The organism is Gordonibacter urolithinfaciens, assembly GCF_900199375.1.
Classification (GTDB): Bacteria; Actinomycetota; Coriobacteriia; order Coriobacteriales; family Eggerthellaceae; genus Gordonibacter; species Gordonibacter urolithinfaciens.
The window spans coordinates 2,752,431-2,768,912 of the sequence record NZ_LT900217.1 but is presented as its reverse complement, the minus strand read 5'-3'; the positions used below and the strand labels follow the sequence as shown (position 1 = coordinate 2,768,912).

Sequence of the window (16,482 nt, the reverse complement as noted above, 5' to 3'; positions counted from 1 at the left end):
GGGGCAGGAAGAAGCGTACCGCCCTGCGGCCCCCGCCCCACCCCGCGCGCGCCAACCGTAGCCGCAACTTCAGCGCCGGTTAAGGAACGCTTAAGGGACGGGAGCATGAGGGGGCGCGGCAGCCTTCGCAGCCGACGGAGCGTGGCTGCACGGCTGCCGTCAAGAGGCGCTGTCGGCACGCCGCCTTCCGCAAACGACGAGCAGCCCCAAGCCTGTCAGGACGGCCGTCGCGTTGAACAGGAACAGGGCCGCCGCCCCCGCCGCCTGCAGTACGAAACCTCCCAGAACGGGGCCCAAGCCCATGCAGAGATCCGGTCCGAGATAGAACGTGTTCGCAGCGCGCCCAACTCGATCCTTAGAAACCCCGCGCACCGACTCGGCCTGCAGGGCGCAGTACGCGGATCCCTGCCCCGCCCCCATGCACACTCCCGCCGCGGCGATGCCCGCGAACGAATCCACGAACGCCGCCGCCAGCATCCCGAATGCGGCGAGCATCATCATGGGAACCGCCACCGCATGGACGCCGCGCGCATCGCTGATGCGCCCTGCCAAAGGTCGCGCCGTCGCCGTTGCCAAGGAGTAAAGCAGAAAATACAGGGGCGCACCCTCGATGCCGCGCATTTCGCCCACTACGAGCACAAACGACGACGTCACGCCCTGCGCCACCATCAGCAGGCCGGCTACCGCGGAAAGCGGCAGCGCGGGGCCGTAGAGCCAATCGGAGGGCTTTCCGCGAAGCCGCCCGCCCGACGATGCGCGAACCTCTGCAGCGGGAGGCGTCTTGAACAGTACCGCCATGACGAACCCCGCTGAAAGCAGAGCCCCCGAGGTGGCGAAGGCGCCCGCATAGCCTGCCATGTCGCCGACGAGCGAGCCGAACGCAGGACCCAGGGCGCAGGCTATCGTGTAGGCTACCCCCAGCCACCCCACTCCGCTTCCCACCCTCTCCTCGGGAACCACAAGCGATGCGAGCGAGACGACGACGGTCGATTTGAAGGCGAAGGCGAACCCCTGCAGGGTCAGGAAGAGCGCCATGAGCGGGATCGACCGGAACAGGGCGCACCCCAAAGCCGAGACCGCGAAGAGCCCGCAGGATACCGAGAGCAGGTCCTTTTTCCCCAGCCTGTCAGCAACGATGCCGCTCGCCGGCCTTGCAGCGAGAGCCGCTGCGGCGAGAAGCCCCGCGAGGAAACCCGCCAAAGTCAGGGACGCTCCCAACGAAACCGCATAACCCGCGATGAGGGGTCGCGTAAGGTACAGCCCGAACTGCAGCGTTGCCTCGATGCAGAACAGCTGCGCGAACCTCGTGTTCCACAGCTTCGCGCTCCCCATGCCCTCCCCCTCCTCTTGCAGCAACCCCTGGCTTCCAAAGCCGGAAACCGGTGCCGAGCCAAGTTCAAAACGTGCGCACCAGGCACCGGCGCCGATCAAGCAGGAGAAGAGCCGGGCGCAGCTGTTTCCGGCCGAGTGCCTCGCGCCCGGCTCCAAGTGCTTACGGCAGGAACACCGAGCACTGCGCCCCGCGTTCGGCCATCTTCACGGCCAGCTCCTCGAGCGTGCCGTACTCGATGGCGTTAGCTAGACAGTGCAGCGCGCACGAGGGCTCCCCGCCCGCGGCAACGCGGCCCTCGCACAGGTTGCACGAGGTGGTGGGCACGGGGACGTACTTACCCTCCCAGGTGCCGTCGGTCTTGCGCCACGGCCCCATCTCCAAAAGCTTGATGCCCCATTGCCCCAAGGGCAGGCCCAGCTCGTTGCGGCAGGCGATCTCGCAGGTGTGGCAGCCGGTGCAGTACTCGTTGTCTATCATCAGTCCATAGGTGGCCATATCAATACCTCCCTTCCAGGCTAGTTTTCGGTCCGGCAGATCTTGCAGGGCAGCGCTCCGTAGTGGGAGCCCAGGCCCAGCTTCCCGATCTCCTTCCACGGCATGAGCGAGTTGATGGACGACTTGCGCACGCTGAACAGCTCGGCGTCCTTGTCCTCCGGGTACCACCATCCGTGGTCGCACCCGATGACGCCCTCCTTCACGATGGGCGTGATATCGGCAACCATCTGGCACTTCCCCCAGGGGTTCTCGATGGTCACCCAGTCGCCCTGGCCGATGCCGTGCTTCTCGGCGGTGGCGGGGTGGATCTCCACCGTGGCTGCGGTGCGTATCTCGCGCAGCGAATCGATCATGCGGTGCTCGGTGTGGAACGACGTGGGACGGCGGGCGCCCGTGACGAAGTCGAGCGGGTACTCGTCGATCCATTCGGGGCGCGAGCGCTTGGAGAAGCGCGGCTCCTCGTAGTAGGGCAGCGGATCCTCGCCTAGGTGCTGCTTCACCGTGCTCCACAGCTCCACGCGCCCGGTGGGCGATTTGAAGCCCGGCTTGCCGTCGGCGCGCAGCAACCCCAGTTCGTACTGGTAGTAGGGAATCTCGTAGCGGCCGTACACCCATTCGCGCAGCGTTTCGTAGGTCATGTCCTCGCCCGTGTCGGGGTCGGCCGTGTAGGGTATGTTCTGGATCTTGTTGTCCAGGTACGCGTGCGGGCTCGACCACTTCTCGGCGTCCTCGGTGCGGTCGGGATTGATGCGGTGGTCGAGGTCGAGCATGATCTCCAGGTCGGACTTGCACTCGCCGAGCGGCTCGAGCACCTTCGTGAGCGCATGGAACTGGCCGGGCTGGTTGCAGCCGTGGAACGTGACGATGCCCTCGTGCTCGAGCGAGGTGGACACCGGAAGCACCACGTCGGCGAGCGCCTGGATAGTGGGGTTCATGAAGATGTCGGTGGCCACCACGAACTCCTTGTGGCGGCATGCCTCCATCCACTGCATGGGCTGCTGGGTGATGCACGACGAGATGAAGTTCGAGCTCTGGATGAACAGGAACTCTATCGGGTACGGGATGTTCGTGCGCAGCGTGTCCAACGTGCAGTCGGGCTGCGTGGTGTTGATGATGAAGTCCATGGCCGGATACTGGTCGTGGCCGGCGATGGGGATAGGGTTCGAGTCCTCTTCCTCCACCAGCATGCCCACGCCCTTGCGGCCCGTGGAGCCGCCGTTGAGCATGGTCTGTCCCAGCTTGATGCCGCCCGGGTTGTCCAGGTTGCCGCAGATGGCGAAAATACCCCAGATGGCATGGCAAATCTGGAGCGTGTTGGGGTTCTGGTCGGTCTTGAGGCCCACCGACGCCGTGCATGGCTTCTGCGCAAGGCAGCGGGCGGCGGCGTAGATGTCCTCGACCGGCACCTCGCAGATCTCGGCGGCCCTCTCGGGCGTCATGGTGCAGCAGCGTTCCGCGTACTCGTCGAAGCCGTACGTCCATTTCTCCACGAAGTCGTGGTCGTAGAGGTCCTCTTTGATGATGACCGCGTTGAATGCCATGGCGAGCGCCGCGTCGGTGCCGGGCCGGATCTGGAAATGGTAGGCGGCGTGGCGGGCGAGCCAGTTGGCGCGGGGGTCGACCACGATGACCTTCATGCCGCGCTTCATCATGTCAACCGTGCTGTGCCCGAACAGGCCGTCCGGGTTCGACCACAGCGTGTCGCGGCCCCACACGAGCATGTAGCGGGGCAGCTCGTAGCGCGGGTCGTCGTAGCGGTCCTTGAAGCCGAAGGCGCCGTCGTACTCCACGTAGGCGCAGCCCAGAAGCCAGTCCATGGCGGTCTGGCGTGGGATGACGCACGACCAGCCGCCGTTGGCGTGGATGGCCGTCCGGCTGTGGAACACCTGGTTGCACGTTTGGAACTGGTACGCGCTGGCCTCGCGGCCGGTGCCCGTCCAAACCGACACCGTGTCGGGGCCGTATTTCTCGGTAAGCTCGCGGTACTTCTCCACGATGATATCGTACGCCTCGTCCCACGAGATGCGCTCCCACTTGTCGGGCTGGCCGCGGTTCGCGCGGTCGCGCTTCATGGGATGCAGGAGACGGTCCTCGTGGTAGAGGTACTCGGGCAGCGTCAGGCAACGCACGCAGAGGCGCCCGTTCGTGATGGGCTGGTCGGGGTCTCCCTCCACCTTCACCAGCTTGCCGTCCTTGACGAACGCCCTCAGGCCGCAGCCGACGCCGTGACAGCCCGGGGGCGACCACTGGGCCGTGCGGTACACCTTCGTCCCGTCCTCGAGCTCCGTGACGCGAGGCGTCTCGGACACGCGGGTCAACTCACTCATGCTCTCTCCTCTCTGTTGCGCTCCGCCCGTTGGCGAAGCGGTTTCCCTGGTTGCGCGGGCCGACGGAGGGCTGCGCGCCGCCGGGCCCGGGCGATGCGGCCCGGTCGGCCGCCTCGATGAGCCCGCTGCCGCACACGGCGCAGCGGACGGGGCTCTCGCCCGGCTCCACGGCATGCCCGCAGTCGAGGCAGACGGGCGGCGGTGGGGCGATACCCCATTCCATCTCGTCGCATTTCCCGCAGTGGTTGCACACGTAGCAGCGCTCCATGACCGGTCAGCCCTTCACGACCGCCGTGTCGGCGAGCCAGTTGAGGGCGGCGATGCGCTTCGCGGCATCCTCCACCACACGGCGCCTCCCCGTGCGCTCGAGCGTTTCCGGGTCGTACGACCCGGCGCCGAACGCCTCCTCGCACGCAAGCCGAAGGTCATCCTCGGCAAGCTCCATGCCGCGTGCGTCGAACAGGGCCTCCAGCGCGAAGCCCTGGCGCAGGTTCTCGCCCGACTTGATGAGCAGCTGCACGGAGAGCTCCTCCTCGTTCATGCGCTCCTGCTCGTAGTAGTCGTCGATCGTCTGGCCCTTGCCGGCCAGCTCGCGTTCGAGCGAGCGGCGCAGGCCGTCCCGCGAGGCTTGGTAGAACGCGTCGGGAATAACCCCTTGCAGGCGCTTCTCCAGCTCGATGTTCGCCAGGCGGGCATGCGCGTCGCGGTTGAGCAGCGTTGCCTCGGCCTCGAGGCCGCGGGCCACCGCAGCCCGAAACTCCGCCGCCGTGGAGGCGCCCTCTATGCTTTCGGCGACCCACGCGTCGGTGAGGGCCGGCACTTCCTTGTGCAGCTGGCCGAGAACCGTGACCGTGGCCGTATAGCACTCCACGTCGCCGTCGCCGAGGGCTCGCGGCCGCGGCACCTCGTAGTCGAAGGTGCGCGTCTGGCCCACGTCCATGCCCACGAGCCGCTCGACGAAGGATTCGGGCATGGAGCCGTCCGCCAGCTCGAGCACCATGCTCTTGCCCGTGAGGCGCGGCACCGGCCGCCCTTCCAAGAACGTGGCCACGTCGACGCTCACGACGTCGCCGAGCACAACCGGGTGCGGGTCGGCCGGCAGGAACTCCGCGCGCGCCTCCATGAGCTCCGCGATGCGGGCATCGACCAGCTCGCCGGTCACCCGGACATCCTCCGCCTCGATCTCCACGGGGTCCGCCGACGACAGCGAAAGCGCCGGCCTCTCCACTGCGGACAGCTCGAAGGCGAAGTCCTCGCCCGCGTCCGGGTACGCCGTGGCGCGGACGCGCGGCGTGAGCGCCGGCTCGATGCCGAGCGCCGCGAGCGCCTCGCCCGCCGCTCGGTTGACCACGAAGTCGCGCCGCACCTCGCGGTAGTCCTCCGGCGGCATCGTGCGCGCGCCGGCGGCGTCCACGTCATCCCACTGCGCATCGGACGGCAGCTTGCACGCCGCGCCCACCGCGCCGTAGAATTCCGCCAGCTGTCGGTGCACCTCGGCGGCGTCCAGCACGACGGCAACCTCTACCGCGCCGGTCGCCTCATCGTCCGCCCTCTCGAGTTTCTTGAAGTCCATGGCTCGCTCCCGTCCTTGGCTGCGTCTTCGGCGCTACTCGGCCGCAGGGGCCTTCGGGGCCGCAGGGGCTCCCGGCGCCGCCGGGGCTTTCGGGGCAGCTGGCGCTCCGGGGGCACCTGGCGCCCCGGGCGCCCCCGGCATGCCCGCGATGGGCGGGGCGCTCGGCAGCGTCGCGCCGCACTGGTCGCAGTTCTCGTTATTGAAGTCGTTGGTCGCGCCGCAGGCGGGACACGTCTTGTCCATGCTGATGGCAGCCGGTCTGAAGCACATGTGAGTCCTCTTTTCCGTTAGGGACGGGCCGTCCGCAGCCACTCGCCACGGCGCAGGCCAGCGGCTGGGACGCTCGGTCCCCGCCGCAAGCGCGCTGTTTGCGGCCCGCCCGGTTGTAGTCAATCGGCGGACGGCTACTTGCCGTCCGCGCCCTTTTCAGCCTCGCGGGCAGCGAGGTCGACGGCGATCTGCTCCATCTTCTTCGGTGTCAGACGGTAGCCGAAGAAGAAGGCCGCGAACGCCACGCCGAAGCACACGGCGGGAATGAGGCAGATGATGTTCACCATGCCCTGTGCGAGCTCGGGCGACGCCTCCATGCCCGACACGAATCCGATGGCGGCCAAGCCGAAGCCTGTGAGCAGGCCGGCCACCGCGTTGGCGATCTTCGGACACCACTGGAACGTGGACATGATGAACGCCTTGGCGGTCTTGCCGTCGCGCCACTCGCCGTAGGCGATGGCGTTGGACTGCATGCCCATCATGGTGCCGTTCATGAAGTTCATGCCGAAGTAGATGCCGCAAATGCACACGATGAAGGCCATCATGCTCGACGCGCCCACGAAGAGGCACACGACGGAGAACGCGAACGACACCCCGATGCCCACCAGGTACGTGGCACGGATGCCCACCTTGCGGGCGACGGGCTCGGACACGAACGTGGCCACGAGGCCCGTGACGTTGCACGCCGTGAGCATGACGGCCGCCATGGCCACGTCGCCGAACGCGTAGGTGAACACGTACATGGCCATGCTCTGGATGGTCATCTGCGCCACGAAGCGGATGATCTCGGCGAACAGGCCGATGACGGCCGGAAGGTTCGTGAGCCAGTACTTGAGCATCTCGCCCAGGCCCACCTTCTCGCCGGCGGCGAGGGGCGGCACCTTCTCGCCGCGCTTCTTGGCCGCAGCGCGCTCCTCGCATATCTTCTGCGTGGGGTCCATGCCGTCGATACGCTTGTACATGACCACGAACATGACGATCATGATGATGCCGAACACCAGCGCCAGCACCGTGAATCCGGCCGGTCCTGCGTTCTGGGCGTTCTCGCCGGCGGGCACGCGGTACACGAGGCCGTTGATGGCCAGGATAGCCGGCAGCGATATGGCGGCGAACAGCACCTTCACCAGCATGTTGCCCTGCGCCTTGCGCTGCGAGAGCAGCGTGCGGTCGGCCTCGGTCCGGCTGATAACCGGTACGATGGACGTGGCGGCTATCATGAAGAAGCTGGAGAAGAACCCGCCCACGATCTGGAAGAAGATCATCCAAGCCGTCTTGGCACCCATGTCCAGGAACACGGGATCGACGAACGTCATGAGCAGGCAGACGAACGTCGCCGGCGGCGCCACCAGAAGCCAGCTACGGTACTGGCCGTGCTTGAGCCACACGCGCTCGATGATGATGGCGGCTATGATGACGAAGAACCACTCGCCCACGCCCGTGACCGCCTTCACGGTGCCCATGACGGTGGGCTCCAAACCGCAGATCTCGGTGAGGAAGTACGACCAGTAGTTGCTGTTCATCTGGTTGAACGCCGTCCAGGTGAGCATGCCGAGGCCGTATATCAGGCCGAGCGCCTGCCCAACGTTGTTCTGGATGGCCGAAACCGCCCGGTCCCCTAGCTGTGAAACCTTCTCGCTCATGCGAAACCCCCTTTGCCGTATGCCGGCCCCCGCGGCGCGCCCTCCCGGTGCACTGCGGGGGCATAATCCCCTACCGAACCGTGAACAGCGCCATGCGCGGCTTGACCGCTTTCTTGGCAAGCTCGTCCACCGGGCCGAACTCCATCGCCAGCGACTGGCAGTGGTGCACGCACGCCGGGACCTTGCCCGCCGCCACGCGCTCCGCGCACAGGTCGCAGCGCTGGGTGGGCATCGGGACGTAGTCCCATTCCCACGCGTCGCCGTCCAGCTTCCAAGGCCCTATCTGGGCGAGCTTGATACCCCACTCGCCCTCGCCCAGGCCCTTCTCCACTTTGCACGCCATCTCGCAGGCGTGGCAGCCCGTGCAGAACTCGTAATCGATCAAAAGACCATGTTGTGCCATGCGTCCCATCTCCTTTCCTTAGTATGGCGGCGCCTACAGGTTGTGGTGCTCCGCGTACATCCTCTCGAACTCGGCCCCGTATCCCTCCGGCGCCGGGTAGACGCGGCAGAGCTGGGTCTTGTACGACGAGCCGTAACCGCTCGGGCCGAAGTCCCCCTGCACGGTGAGGCAGTTGATGTTGGACTCCCACACCCCGTAAAGCGACGGCTCCTCCTTGTCGCGCTCGGGGAACCACCAGCCGTGCTCGGCGCTCACCACGCCCTTCATGATGGTGCCGGTGACATGGGCCACCTCGATGGCCTTGCCGTGCGCGTTCTCGATGACGGCCCAGTCGCCCTCCTTGATGCCCGCCGCCTCGGCGTCGGCCGGGTTGATGGCGAACATCGGCCACTTGTGGAACTCGCGCATGGAGCGCAGCTGGCGATGCTCGGAATGGAAGTACTCCCAGCAGCGGCGCCCGGTCGTGAGCACGAGCGGGTACTCGGCGAACAGTTCGGGCGTGCTCTCGGGGCTCTCGGGCGGCTCCTTGAAGTAGGGCAGCGGGTCCATGCCCACGTTGTTGTACATGTTGCAGAACAGCTCCACGCGCCCGGACAGCGTGTTGAACCCGGGGTTGCCGTCGAAGCGGAGCTTACCCGTCTTGTACTTGTAGTACTCGAACTCGGGGTACACGATCACCTTCTCGCGCAGCTCGCTGAACGTGATATGGATGGGAACCGTGGCCATGTTGTTCGTGCAGAACTCCAGCATCTCGGGCACGTCGTCCCAATAGAACAGGTCGGGGTTCATCTTCTTGCCGAGCTCGAGCATCATCTGCTCGTCGCCCACGGCGTCGCCGGTCTGCGTGACCTTCACGATGGAGCGCAGGGGCGTGTACCAGCCGCGCACGCCGTTGCGCTCGCAGCCCATGGCCATGGGGATGAACAGGTCGCCGATGGCCATGGCGGTGGGCGTCATGAACAGGTCGCACACCACCACGTGGTCCATGTCCTTGTACACGTCGTACACGCGCCGTGCCTGGCCGGCCATGTTGGTGAACGCCGTCGTGGAGCACATGAACAGCATCTTCACCGGATACGGCACCCCCGTCTCGGCCGCGTCGAGGATGGCCTCGGGAATGGCGTGGCCGCCCTTGCCCACGGCGTTCATGAGGCCCCAGTTGCCGTCGTCGCCCAAGCGGCCCTCGCGGACGTTCGGCAGGCTCTTGGCAATGTTCTCGCGGATGTCGGACTGCACGTAGCCGAAGTTGATGCCCACGAAGCCGCCGGGGTTGTCGATGTTGCCGGTAAGCGCCTGCACGGCCACGGCCGCATGCGCCGTGCCGTTCGCCCACTTCGTCTGGTCGAAGGCCACGCCCCACTGCAGCGTGGTCACGCCGGCGGTGCCGATGAGGCGCGCTGCCTCGTAGATCTTCTCAGGCTCGCACCAGCAGATCTCCGCGGCGCGTTCGGGCGTCCAATCGCTCACGCGCTCCTTGTACTCGTCGAAACCGTAGCACCAGCACTCCACGAACTCCTTGTCGTAGAGCTCCTCCTCCACCATCACGTGCCCGATGGCCAGAGCGAGTGCCGCATCGGTGCCGGGACGCACCTGCACGTAGAGCTTGGCATGCGCCGAGAGCCACGTCACCTGCGGGTCGACCACGAACAGCTCCGAGCCGCGGCGCATGCAGTCGATGATCCAGTGCCCGTAGAAGCCGTCGGCGTTGGCCCGAAGCGGGTTGTTGCCCCAGATGATGAACAGGTCGGGGCGCCGGTAGTCGGGGTGGTCGAAGCGCGCCTCGTTGAGCTGTCCACAGTCGGCGATGAACGTGTCGCCCAAGACCGCGTTCATGCCCTGCATGCGCGGCGTGTAACAGCAGTTGCCCGCGAGCAGGCCGCAGTTGTCGTTCGGCGTGCCGAAGGCGCCCTGCCCCAGCACGTTGGACTGCCAGGTGGCGTTGCGGCCCGTGCCCGCGCCGGTGCAGATGGACTTCGCGCCGTACTTCTCGGTGATGTCCTTCACCATCTCGACGCACAGCTCGTACGCCTCGTCCATGGTGATGCGCTCCCACTTGTCCTTGCCGCGATCTTCGCGGGCGCGCTTCATGGGATAGATTATGCGGTCGGGGTGGTACACGGCCTCCACCATGGCCAGGCAGCGCATGCACAAACGGCCGTCCGTCACCGGCGAGTTGGGGTCGCCTTCGACCTTCACCAGCTTGCCGTCCTTGTCGGTGTAGAACAGGATGCTGCACCCCTGGTGGCAGCCGGGAGCCGACCATTGGCACGTGCGCGTGACGGTGAGGTCCCCTTCCTGGTACTGCCAATCCTTCTTGTAGATTTGAGGATCGAAGCACTCTCTCATGCAATTCTCCTTCCAGCGTTCGCTCTCGTATCACTTCACCTGCTCGCCCTGCTTCTGGGCGCGCGCCCATACGCCCAGCAGGACAAGGTTGTCGTTCGACACGACGTTGTCCTCCCCCACCCGGTGGTAGGTCATGCGCGTTTGGAGCTCGGCCGGGTCGCGGAACTCGTGGCGAATGTAGAGCTCGCCGTCGAGCAGGTAAGCCTCCTTCGTTTCCGGCGAATCGATCGTCGGCGCATACCGGGCGAGCAACTCCTGATCTGCCATATGAACCTTCCTTCCTCGCAACTCCCTCGGGCCGCCAACTTCCCCGAGGCCCTCCTTCATCCTTCGACCCCACCGTGTCTCGGCTCATTTGGCCCACGGCGGCTTCGATGCCGACGAGTTTCCCCGGTTGGCGGCGCCGACGCATCTGCTGCTGGGTATTAACCTGGAAACCATGCTCTGAACTGGCGGTTTGAAACTGTTCCAACGGGGTGCGATACTCTGGGTATTAGCCGCGCCCAGCACCTTTTCCCTGCCGGCCCGCCCCTCTCTTGCGTCGGGAGGACATCGCCTCCACCGCGACGAGCGCCGCGAAGCCGCATCCGGCCACGGCGAGCGAGCCCGCTGCCGATTCCGCACCCCACACGAGCACCTGCAGGCCGTTGATAACGAGCGGCGACAAAGTGGCGCCGAGCGAGACGAACGAGACCAGCACCGAGATGGCCATGGTCACCACGCTCTTGTCCACCGTCTTCGAGATGTAGTAGATGGTGCTGATCTGCTGGATGCCCGATCCGATGCCGAACAGCACCCCGCCCGCCATGATCACCGGAAAGCTGTAGCCGAACGCCGCCACGGCGAGCATTCCCGCGGAGAGGCACCCGAACCCGATGCACAGCGTGGAAGGGCCGAACGTCTTCGACACCTTCCCATATGCGATGCCCACAAGGAAGGACACGACGCTCACCGACGAGGCCACCACCGACACGTCGGCCGTCGTGCCCAGGCCGCGCTCCTGCACCAGCATGGCGATATTGGTGTGGAAGCCGAACAGGAACATCATGGCGAAGAAGAACAGGGCGAACAGGTAGACGGCGCGGGGCTTGAACACCTCCTTCAAGCCGGCCGCACGGCCCTTCCCGCCGACAAGCCGCTTGTCTAGGCCGCCCTCGGGAAGCGCGATATGGGCTACGATGAACACGGGTATCACACCCAGGTACACGAGGAACGCGTTGCCCCAATGGGAAAGCGCCAAGAACCCCACGAGCAGGGCGACCAGCGCCTCCCCAATGAAGTTGAACGCCTGCTTGAACCCGAGAGCGCGACTGCGCTCGCCGTCGTCGTCCCAGGTCTGGCAGATGAAAGCGTTCGCCATGGGGTGCAGGAGCCCCTGCCCGAGACCCACGCAGGCGCTGCACGCGAATAGGGCGTAGATGCTGGGCTCGGGCAAGACTGCGGGGATCATGCCCCCGACGAACAGCACCGCCAGCGCGAACTCCGCGATGCGCTTCTTGCGCACGTACGAGGACAGGAACCCCGAGAACAGCGTTCCGGGGATGCTCACCAGGGGCGGCACCGAGAGCACCATCTGCACCATCGTGCGCGGCACGTCCGGATACGCGTCGCCCAGCACGCCGAGAATCGACGAGAACGCCGAGAACACGCTGTCGTACACCGCGAGCCCGAACACGGGCACGAGCACGAGCGCGTGCTCGATCCTGAAATAGGCGAAGAACCTGCGAAACGTCTCTCTCATGGCGCCTTCCCCTTTACGCCGAGGGCCGCTTGCGTCGCCGAGCACAACGCGGCACGGGCCCTGCCGCCGGACCGACGGAGGCCGCGCCTGCGACCGCGCCCCTCGCGCGCCGCAGGGCATCCGCCCGTCGCTTGGCCATGATTGCCACGGGGACGGTTTTTGTCTTGCTACTCAGAGGATTAAATCGGCTCCGGCGGCATCGAAACGAGAAAACGTACTCTCGATAGCATACCGCACGCGATAGAATACGATATATCCGAAACCTGCGGAGCAGCGCATCGGAGGGCGGGCCCTCCCAAGCCGAGCCGCGCGCCGGCTTTCGCATGGGTACGTGGAATCAGGGGGGATACGCGACCATGGCCGAAACCACCAAGGGGCATGCAAATCGAAAGGCGAACCGCTACAGCGAGCGGGAGCTGGCGGGGATCGCGGGGTTCACGCTCTTCACCGCGTCCGTGCTGCTTGCCGCCTTCAGCCCGCTGCTGGCCACGGTCGCAACCAACACGCCCGTCATGCACGGCCTCACCCACGGCACGATGTTCGCCGCCATGGCAGGCTTCTACTTCGTCATCACGCGCTGCAAGGGTCGCAACGAGCTCGTCTCCTCCAACCGGGTGCGAACCGGCTTCCTGGCCCTGCAGCTGCTGTTGCCCGGCATCGTCCTGCTCGAGACGGTGCTCGCGTTCGCACTTCCCCTGGTACTCCAGTTCGCGCTCTGGGCCGTGTTCGGCGCCTCGGGCGCCTACTTCTCGTGCGTCTGGGCGGACGTGCGCAGCTCGCTTGGCGAGGAGCGCATCCGCGCAGCCAACCTATGGTCGTTCGGACTGGCAGGATGCATCGTGGCCGGCGTCTTGGCCATGCCCGGCCCTGCCGCCATCACGGCGTTCCTGCTGCTGTGCGCGAGCTCGTTCGCGCTTCTCGCAGCCTCACCGCCGAGCACGACCGAGCTCACGAGCGAGCGCGACGAGCGCTGGCTGGCGGAGACGAGCCGGTACAGCCCGAACGGCTCCTACATCATGCTGGTCGACGGCATAATGTGCGGCGTGATAGCAGGGCTCGTCGTCGCGCGAATCAGCAAGGGCGTCCTGCCGCCCATCACCATGGGCGCGGCGTTCGTCTGCGTCGCGCTTATTTTCCTGCTCCTGAGCCGGAAGGCGCCCCGGCTCCTTGCCATGGGAAGGGTGCAGCTCGTGCTCTTGCCCTTCCTCGTGTGCGGGCTCATCCTCTCCGGGTTCCTGCAGGCGCCTTGGAACACCGTCGCCGCGCCGCCGCTCTTCGTCATCCTGTACCTGCTGGACTACACGAACGCCTCGGTGCTGTCGCTGCGCGGCACGCTGCTGTCCATCTCACCGTGCTACTGCTTCGCGAGAGGACGCTTCTTCATCGTCCTCGGCCAGGCACTCGGCTGGTTCGCCGGCGCGTTCGTGGCCACGGACTTCGGCAAGGGCTGGCTCACCGTGGCGGCCATGGTCCTCATCATGCTGGTATGCGCCTACATCGTGGTCGCCACCGTCAGGCCCGACCAGTACGCCATCGTGGCCGAGGAGCCCGAGCCCGTCGAGGCGCCTCCCGCCCCGATGTCCGAGCCCGAGACCGACCCCGAGGCGGTGGTGGAGCAGCATTACAAGCACAAATGCGCCGAGGCGACCCGCACCTTCAACCTTACCCCACGCGAGGGAGAGATACTGTTCTACCTGGTGAAGGGGCGCAACGCGCGCCATATCGCCGACCAGCTCTACGTGGCCGAGCGCACCGTCAAGACGCACACCTACCACATCTACCAGAAGATGGGCATTCACTCGCAGCAGGAGCTCATCGACATCGTGGAGGCCCAGGAGGCCGGCGATACGGCATGAAGCGCGCCGGCCGGCCGCGCGTCCAACGCGCCTCCCGCTCCGTCAGGCGCCCTGTGCGCCGATGAGCTGCACGAGCGACAGCGCGCCGCGCACGGCAAGCTTGCCCGCCGCTACGCCCAGCACGCAGGCAACAAGGCTGCCGCCGGCGTAGAGCGCGGCCGTGGCGTACTTGCCGCCCTCGAACAGCGCGAGCGTCTCCAGCGAGAACGTGGAGAACGTGGTGAAGCCGCCGCACACGCCCGTCTTCAAGAAGAGCGCCGCCTCGGCCGACAGGGCCGACGTGGCACCCGCCACCTCGGTTATCGCGCCGATGGCCACCGCACCGGCGAAGTTCACGAGGAACGTCATAAGGGGGAAGTCCCCCTCGGAGGGCACGAGCCCCAGCAGGTAGCGCCCGACGGCGCCCAGAAACCCGCCGGCGCCCACCCAGAGCACCGCTGCCATATCCCGTCCTTTCCGACACCCCCCCGCCGGCCGCGCGGCATGAAAAAAGCCGACGACCCGCGCGCGGGCGCTCCCCCATGGGGAGTCCGTTTGCAGAAGTCATCAGCTTTACGCGGTTCAAGCCTTCGAGCGGCTTAGGGAGAACCTCATTCCCGCAGGCATTCTACCGCTTGCGGGCCCCGCCCGCAAGCGACGCGCTCCCCTCGTCCTCGGGTACGACCTCTTCCACGAACCAGCGCGGGTCCTCGAAGAACAGGTACTTGTCGCGGCCGTGAACCGTCACCAGGTAGCGTATCCCCGTGCCGCCCACCCGGGTGGACGCGCGCCGGATGGCCTCGTGCACCCGGTCGATCTCGAACGTCCGGCCGTCGCGCCATCGGATGGACAGCGGCGTCACGCGCCCGTCCACGTCGATGTTCGCCACCACGTCCACGTATGTCTTGCGAAATCCCATGCGCCCATGCAACCATGCCCGGCACCCCGGCGCAATCGCCCGCATCGACCCGTAGCGAAACGAATGCCCGCGCGTCATGCGCGACGGCCGGTGCAAGCGCCGGCGGTAAGGGGTCGGCGGCGCGCACCAGCGGCCACGGGGCACTCGGCGGTAAGAGCCAGGGCGGAACCGGAGGGCCACGGCCTCCGTCTCGAATTTCTTTCCCAAGGGAAAACGCCAGCCTCCCCCCGCCTTGCGAGCCGCCTCTTCATGGTTTAATGGTTCGAACAATCGAACCGTATAAGACGCGATGGACGAAGGATCATCGATGGACGAACGCGAATGGGCGCAGAGCAGGCTGGACCTCGCAGAGGGGTTCAAGAAGTGCCGGGGCATCATCGGGGCTCTGGGCGACGAGACGCGCCAGCAGATCATCATGGCGCTGTTGGAGGCCGAGGAGTGCGGCTTGCGCGTGGGCGAGATCACGGTGCGCACGCACCTCTCCCGCCCCGCCGTGTCGCACCACCTGAAGATCCTGCGCGACGCGAACATCATCGCCCTTCGGCGCGCGGGCACCATGAACTTCTACCACATTGCCGCCGACGACGCGCAGTGGGCGCAACTCAAGCAGCTCGTCGACCGCGTCTACGAGCTGGTACAGCAGGCCAACCTCGAAGGCTACCTGCAAGACAGCGAAGGCAAGGTGCAGCGATGACAACGAACCCGCACGAGCAGAAGGAGCGCGGCATTATGGAGAAGGTCGAAGGAGGGCCCGGCGGCGCCCGCGAAGACGAGGACATGCCCGGGAGAGCGCATGAGAACGCCGCGGCGTGCGAGGATCGCACGACCCCCTCAGGCGGCGCCCTCCCCCTCTGCACCGTCGAGGAGGCGATGGAGCGCCGCCACTCGGTGCGCAGCTTCACCGGCCAACGTATCGAGGGCCCGGTGCTCGCCGCACTATGCGACGAGCTGGACGCCTGCAACCGCGAGGGCGGCCTGCGCATGCAGGTCGTGCTCGACGAGCCGCGGGCGTTCTCCAGCATGCTGGCGCGCTACGGGAAGTTTGCCAACGTGCGCAATTACGTGGCGATCATCGGGAAGACGGCCGACAACCTGGACGAGCGCGCGGGCTACTACGGCGAGCGCCTCGTGCTCGCGGCCCAGGCGCTCGGGCTGAACACGTGCTGGGCAGCCCTCACGTTCAGCAAGCGGCAGGTCCGCCGCCTCGCCGGGCCGGAAGAGAGGCTGGTCTGCGCGCTGGCGCTCGGCTACGGCGCCACGCAGGGCAGACCGCGCAAGTCGAAGGCACCCGAGGACGTGAGCCGTGCGGCCGGGAAGCCGCCGGAGTGGTTCGAACGCGGCGTGCGGGCGGCACTGCTCGCCCCCACGGCCCTGAACCAGCAGAAGTTCCGCTTCGAGCTGCTGCTCGACGGCAAGACGGTGCGCGCCCAAACCCTCTCCGGTGCCTACACCGCCGTGGACCTGGGCATCGCAAAATACCACTTCGAGGTGGGCGCCGGCACGGAGAGCTTCGCCTGGGCGAGACAGGGGGGGGCGTGACAGGGGGACGGGGATAATGTCTCATTCCAATACGTCTGCCGAAGCCTTGCCGCATCGCGGA

Annotated in this window: 16 protein-coding genes and 1 riboswitch; of the genes, 3 read left to right on the top strand and 13 right to left on the bottom strand. The window is 66.6% G+C overall.

Going from position 1 to position 16,482, the window contains the following annotated elements; translation table 11 throughout:
• Positions 1-159: 159 nt before the first annotated feature.
• The 11 genes from BN3560_RS11815 to BN3560_RS11765 form a co-directional block, all read right to left on the bottom strand.
• Positions 160-1,332 (bottom strand): MFS transporter, encoded by a 1,173-nt coding sequence (locus BN3560_RS11815; RefSeq protein WP_096228201.1) that lies wholly within the window; start codon positions 1,330-1,332, stop codon positions 160-162.
• Positions 1,333-1,492: 160 nt separating this feature from the next.
• The gene (locus tag BN3560_RS11810; protein WP_096228200.1) at positions 1,493-1,828 is read right to left on the bottom strand and encodes a 4Fe-4S dicluster domain-containing protein; all 336 of its coding nucleotides are present in this window, start codon (positions 1,826-1,828) and stop codon (positions 1,493-1,495) included.
• A gap of 20 nt (positions 1,829-1,848) precedes the next feature.
• Positions 1,849-4,155: a molybdopterin-dependent oxidoreductase gene (locus BN3560_RS11805; RefSeq protein ID WP_096228199.1), complete on the bottom strand. Its 2,307-nt coding sequence runs from the start codon at positions 4,153-4,155 to the stop codon at positions 1,849-1,851.
• A complete protein-coding gene (locus BN3560_RS11800; protein ID WP_096228198.1) occupies positions 4,148-4,423 on the bottom strand; it encodes a hypothetical protein in 276 nt (91 codons plus the stop codon). The genes BN3560_RS11805 and BN3560_RS11800 overlap by 8 nt, the downstream gene beginning before the upstream one ends.
• Positions 4,424-4,429: 6 nt before the next feature.
• On the bottom strand, positions 4,430-5,728 hold the full coding sequence (locus tag BN3560_RS11795; RefSeq protein WP_096228197.1) for a trigger factor: 1,299 nt from the start codon (positions 5,726-5,728) through the stop codon (positions 4,430-4,432).
• A 33-nt stretch (positions 5,729-5,761) separates the two neighbouring features.
• Positions 5,762-5,998 (bottom strand): hypothetical protein, encoded by a 237-nt coding sequence (locus tag BN3560_RS11790; protein WP_087191973.1) that lies wholly within the window; start codon positions 5,996-5,998, stop codon positions 5,762-5,764.
• A gap of 134 nt (positions 5,999-6,132) precedes the next feature.
• Positions 6,133-7,638 (bottom strand): MFS transporter, encoded by a 1,506-nt coding sequence (locus BN3560_RS11785; protein ID WP_096228196.1) that lies wholly within the window; start codon positions 7,636-7,638, stop codon positions 6,133-6,135.
• 70 nt (positions 7,639-7,708) lie between these two features.
• Positions 7,709-8,041, bottom strand: coding sequence for a 4Fe-4S dicluster domain-containing protein (locus tag BN3560_RS11780; protein ID WP_096228680.1), 333 nt, complete (start codon positions 8,039-8,041; stop codon positions 7,709-7,711).
• A 33-nt stretch (positions 8,042-8,074) separates the two neighbouring features.
• Positions 8,075-10,387: a molybdopterin-dependent oxidoreductase gene (locus BN3560_RS11775; RefSeq protein WP_096228195.1), complete on the bottom strand. Its 2,313-nt coding sequence runs from the start codon at positions 10,385-10,387 to the stop codon at positions 8,075-8,077.
• Positions 10,388-10,417: 30 nt separating this feature from the next.
• Positions 10,418-10,654, bottom strand: coding sequence for a hypothetical protein (locus BN3560_RS11770; protein WP_096228194.1), 237 nt, complete (start codon positions 10,652-10,654; stop codon positions 10,418-10,420).
• A gap of 226 nt (positions 10,655-10,880) precedes the next feature.
• A complete protein-coding gene (locus BN3560_RS11765) occupies positions 10,881-12,128 on the bottom strand; it encodes an MFS transporter (protein ID WP_157780581.1) in 1,248 nt (415 codons plus the stop codon).
• 356 nt (positions 12,129-12,484) lie between these two features.
• Here BN3560_RS11765 and BN3560_RS11760 point away from each other — a divergent pair, with 356 nt between their 5' ends.
• On the top strand, positions 12,485-13,984 hold the full coding sequence (locus BN3560_RS11760; RefSeq protein ID WP_123649924.1) for a response regulator transcription factor: 1,500 nt from the start codon (positions 12,485-12,487) through the stop codon (positions 13,982-13,984).
• A gap of 42 nt (positions 13,985-14,026) precedes the next feature.
• On the opposite strand, the gene crcB is transcribed toward BN3560_RS11760, so the two are convergent.
• Together crcB and BN3560_RS11750 are read right to left on the bottom strand one after the other, a co-directional pair.
• A complete protein-coding gene (gene crcB / locus BN3560_RS11755; protein WP_096228191.1) occupies positions 14,027-14,428 on the bottom strand; it encodes a fluoride efflux transporter CrcB in 402 nt (133 codons plus the stop codon).
• An 86-nt stretch (positions 14,429-14,514) separates the two neighbouring features.
• Positions 14,515-14,591, bottom strand: a riboswitch (Fluoride riboswitch).
• A complete protein-coding gene (locus BN3560_RS11750; protein WP_154270687.1) occupies positions 14,592-14,882 on the bottom strand; it encodes a hypothetical protein in 291 nt (96 codons plus the stop codon).
• 307 nt (positions 14,883-15,189) lie between these two features.
• On the opposite strand from BN3560_RS11750, the gene BN3560_RS11745 reads away from it, so the two are divergent.
• Together BN3560_RS11745 and BN3560_RS11740 are read left to right on the top strand one after the other, a co-directional pair.
• Positions 15,190-15,576 carry an ArsR/SmtB family transcription factor gene (locus BN3560_RS11745; RefSeq protein ID WP_096228189.1) on the top strand — a complete coding sequence of 129 codons (387 nt, stop codon included), beginning with the start codon at positions 15,190-15,192 and terminating at the stop codon, positions 15,574-15,576.
• Positions 15,573-16,421, top strand: coding sequence for a nitroreductase family protein (locus BN3560_RS11740; protein WP_197702190.1), 849 nt, complete (start codon positions 15,573-15,575; stop codon positions 16,419-16,421). The genes BN3560_RS11745 and BN3560_RS11740 overlap by 4 nt, the downstream gene beginning before the upstream one ends.
• The last annotated feature ends 61 nt before the right edge of the window (positions 16,422-16,482 follow it).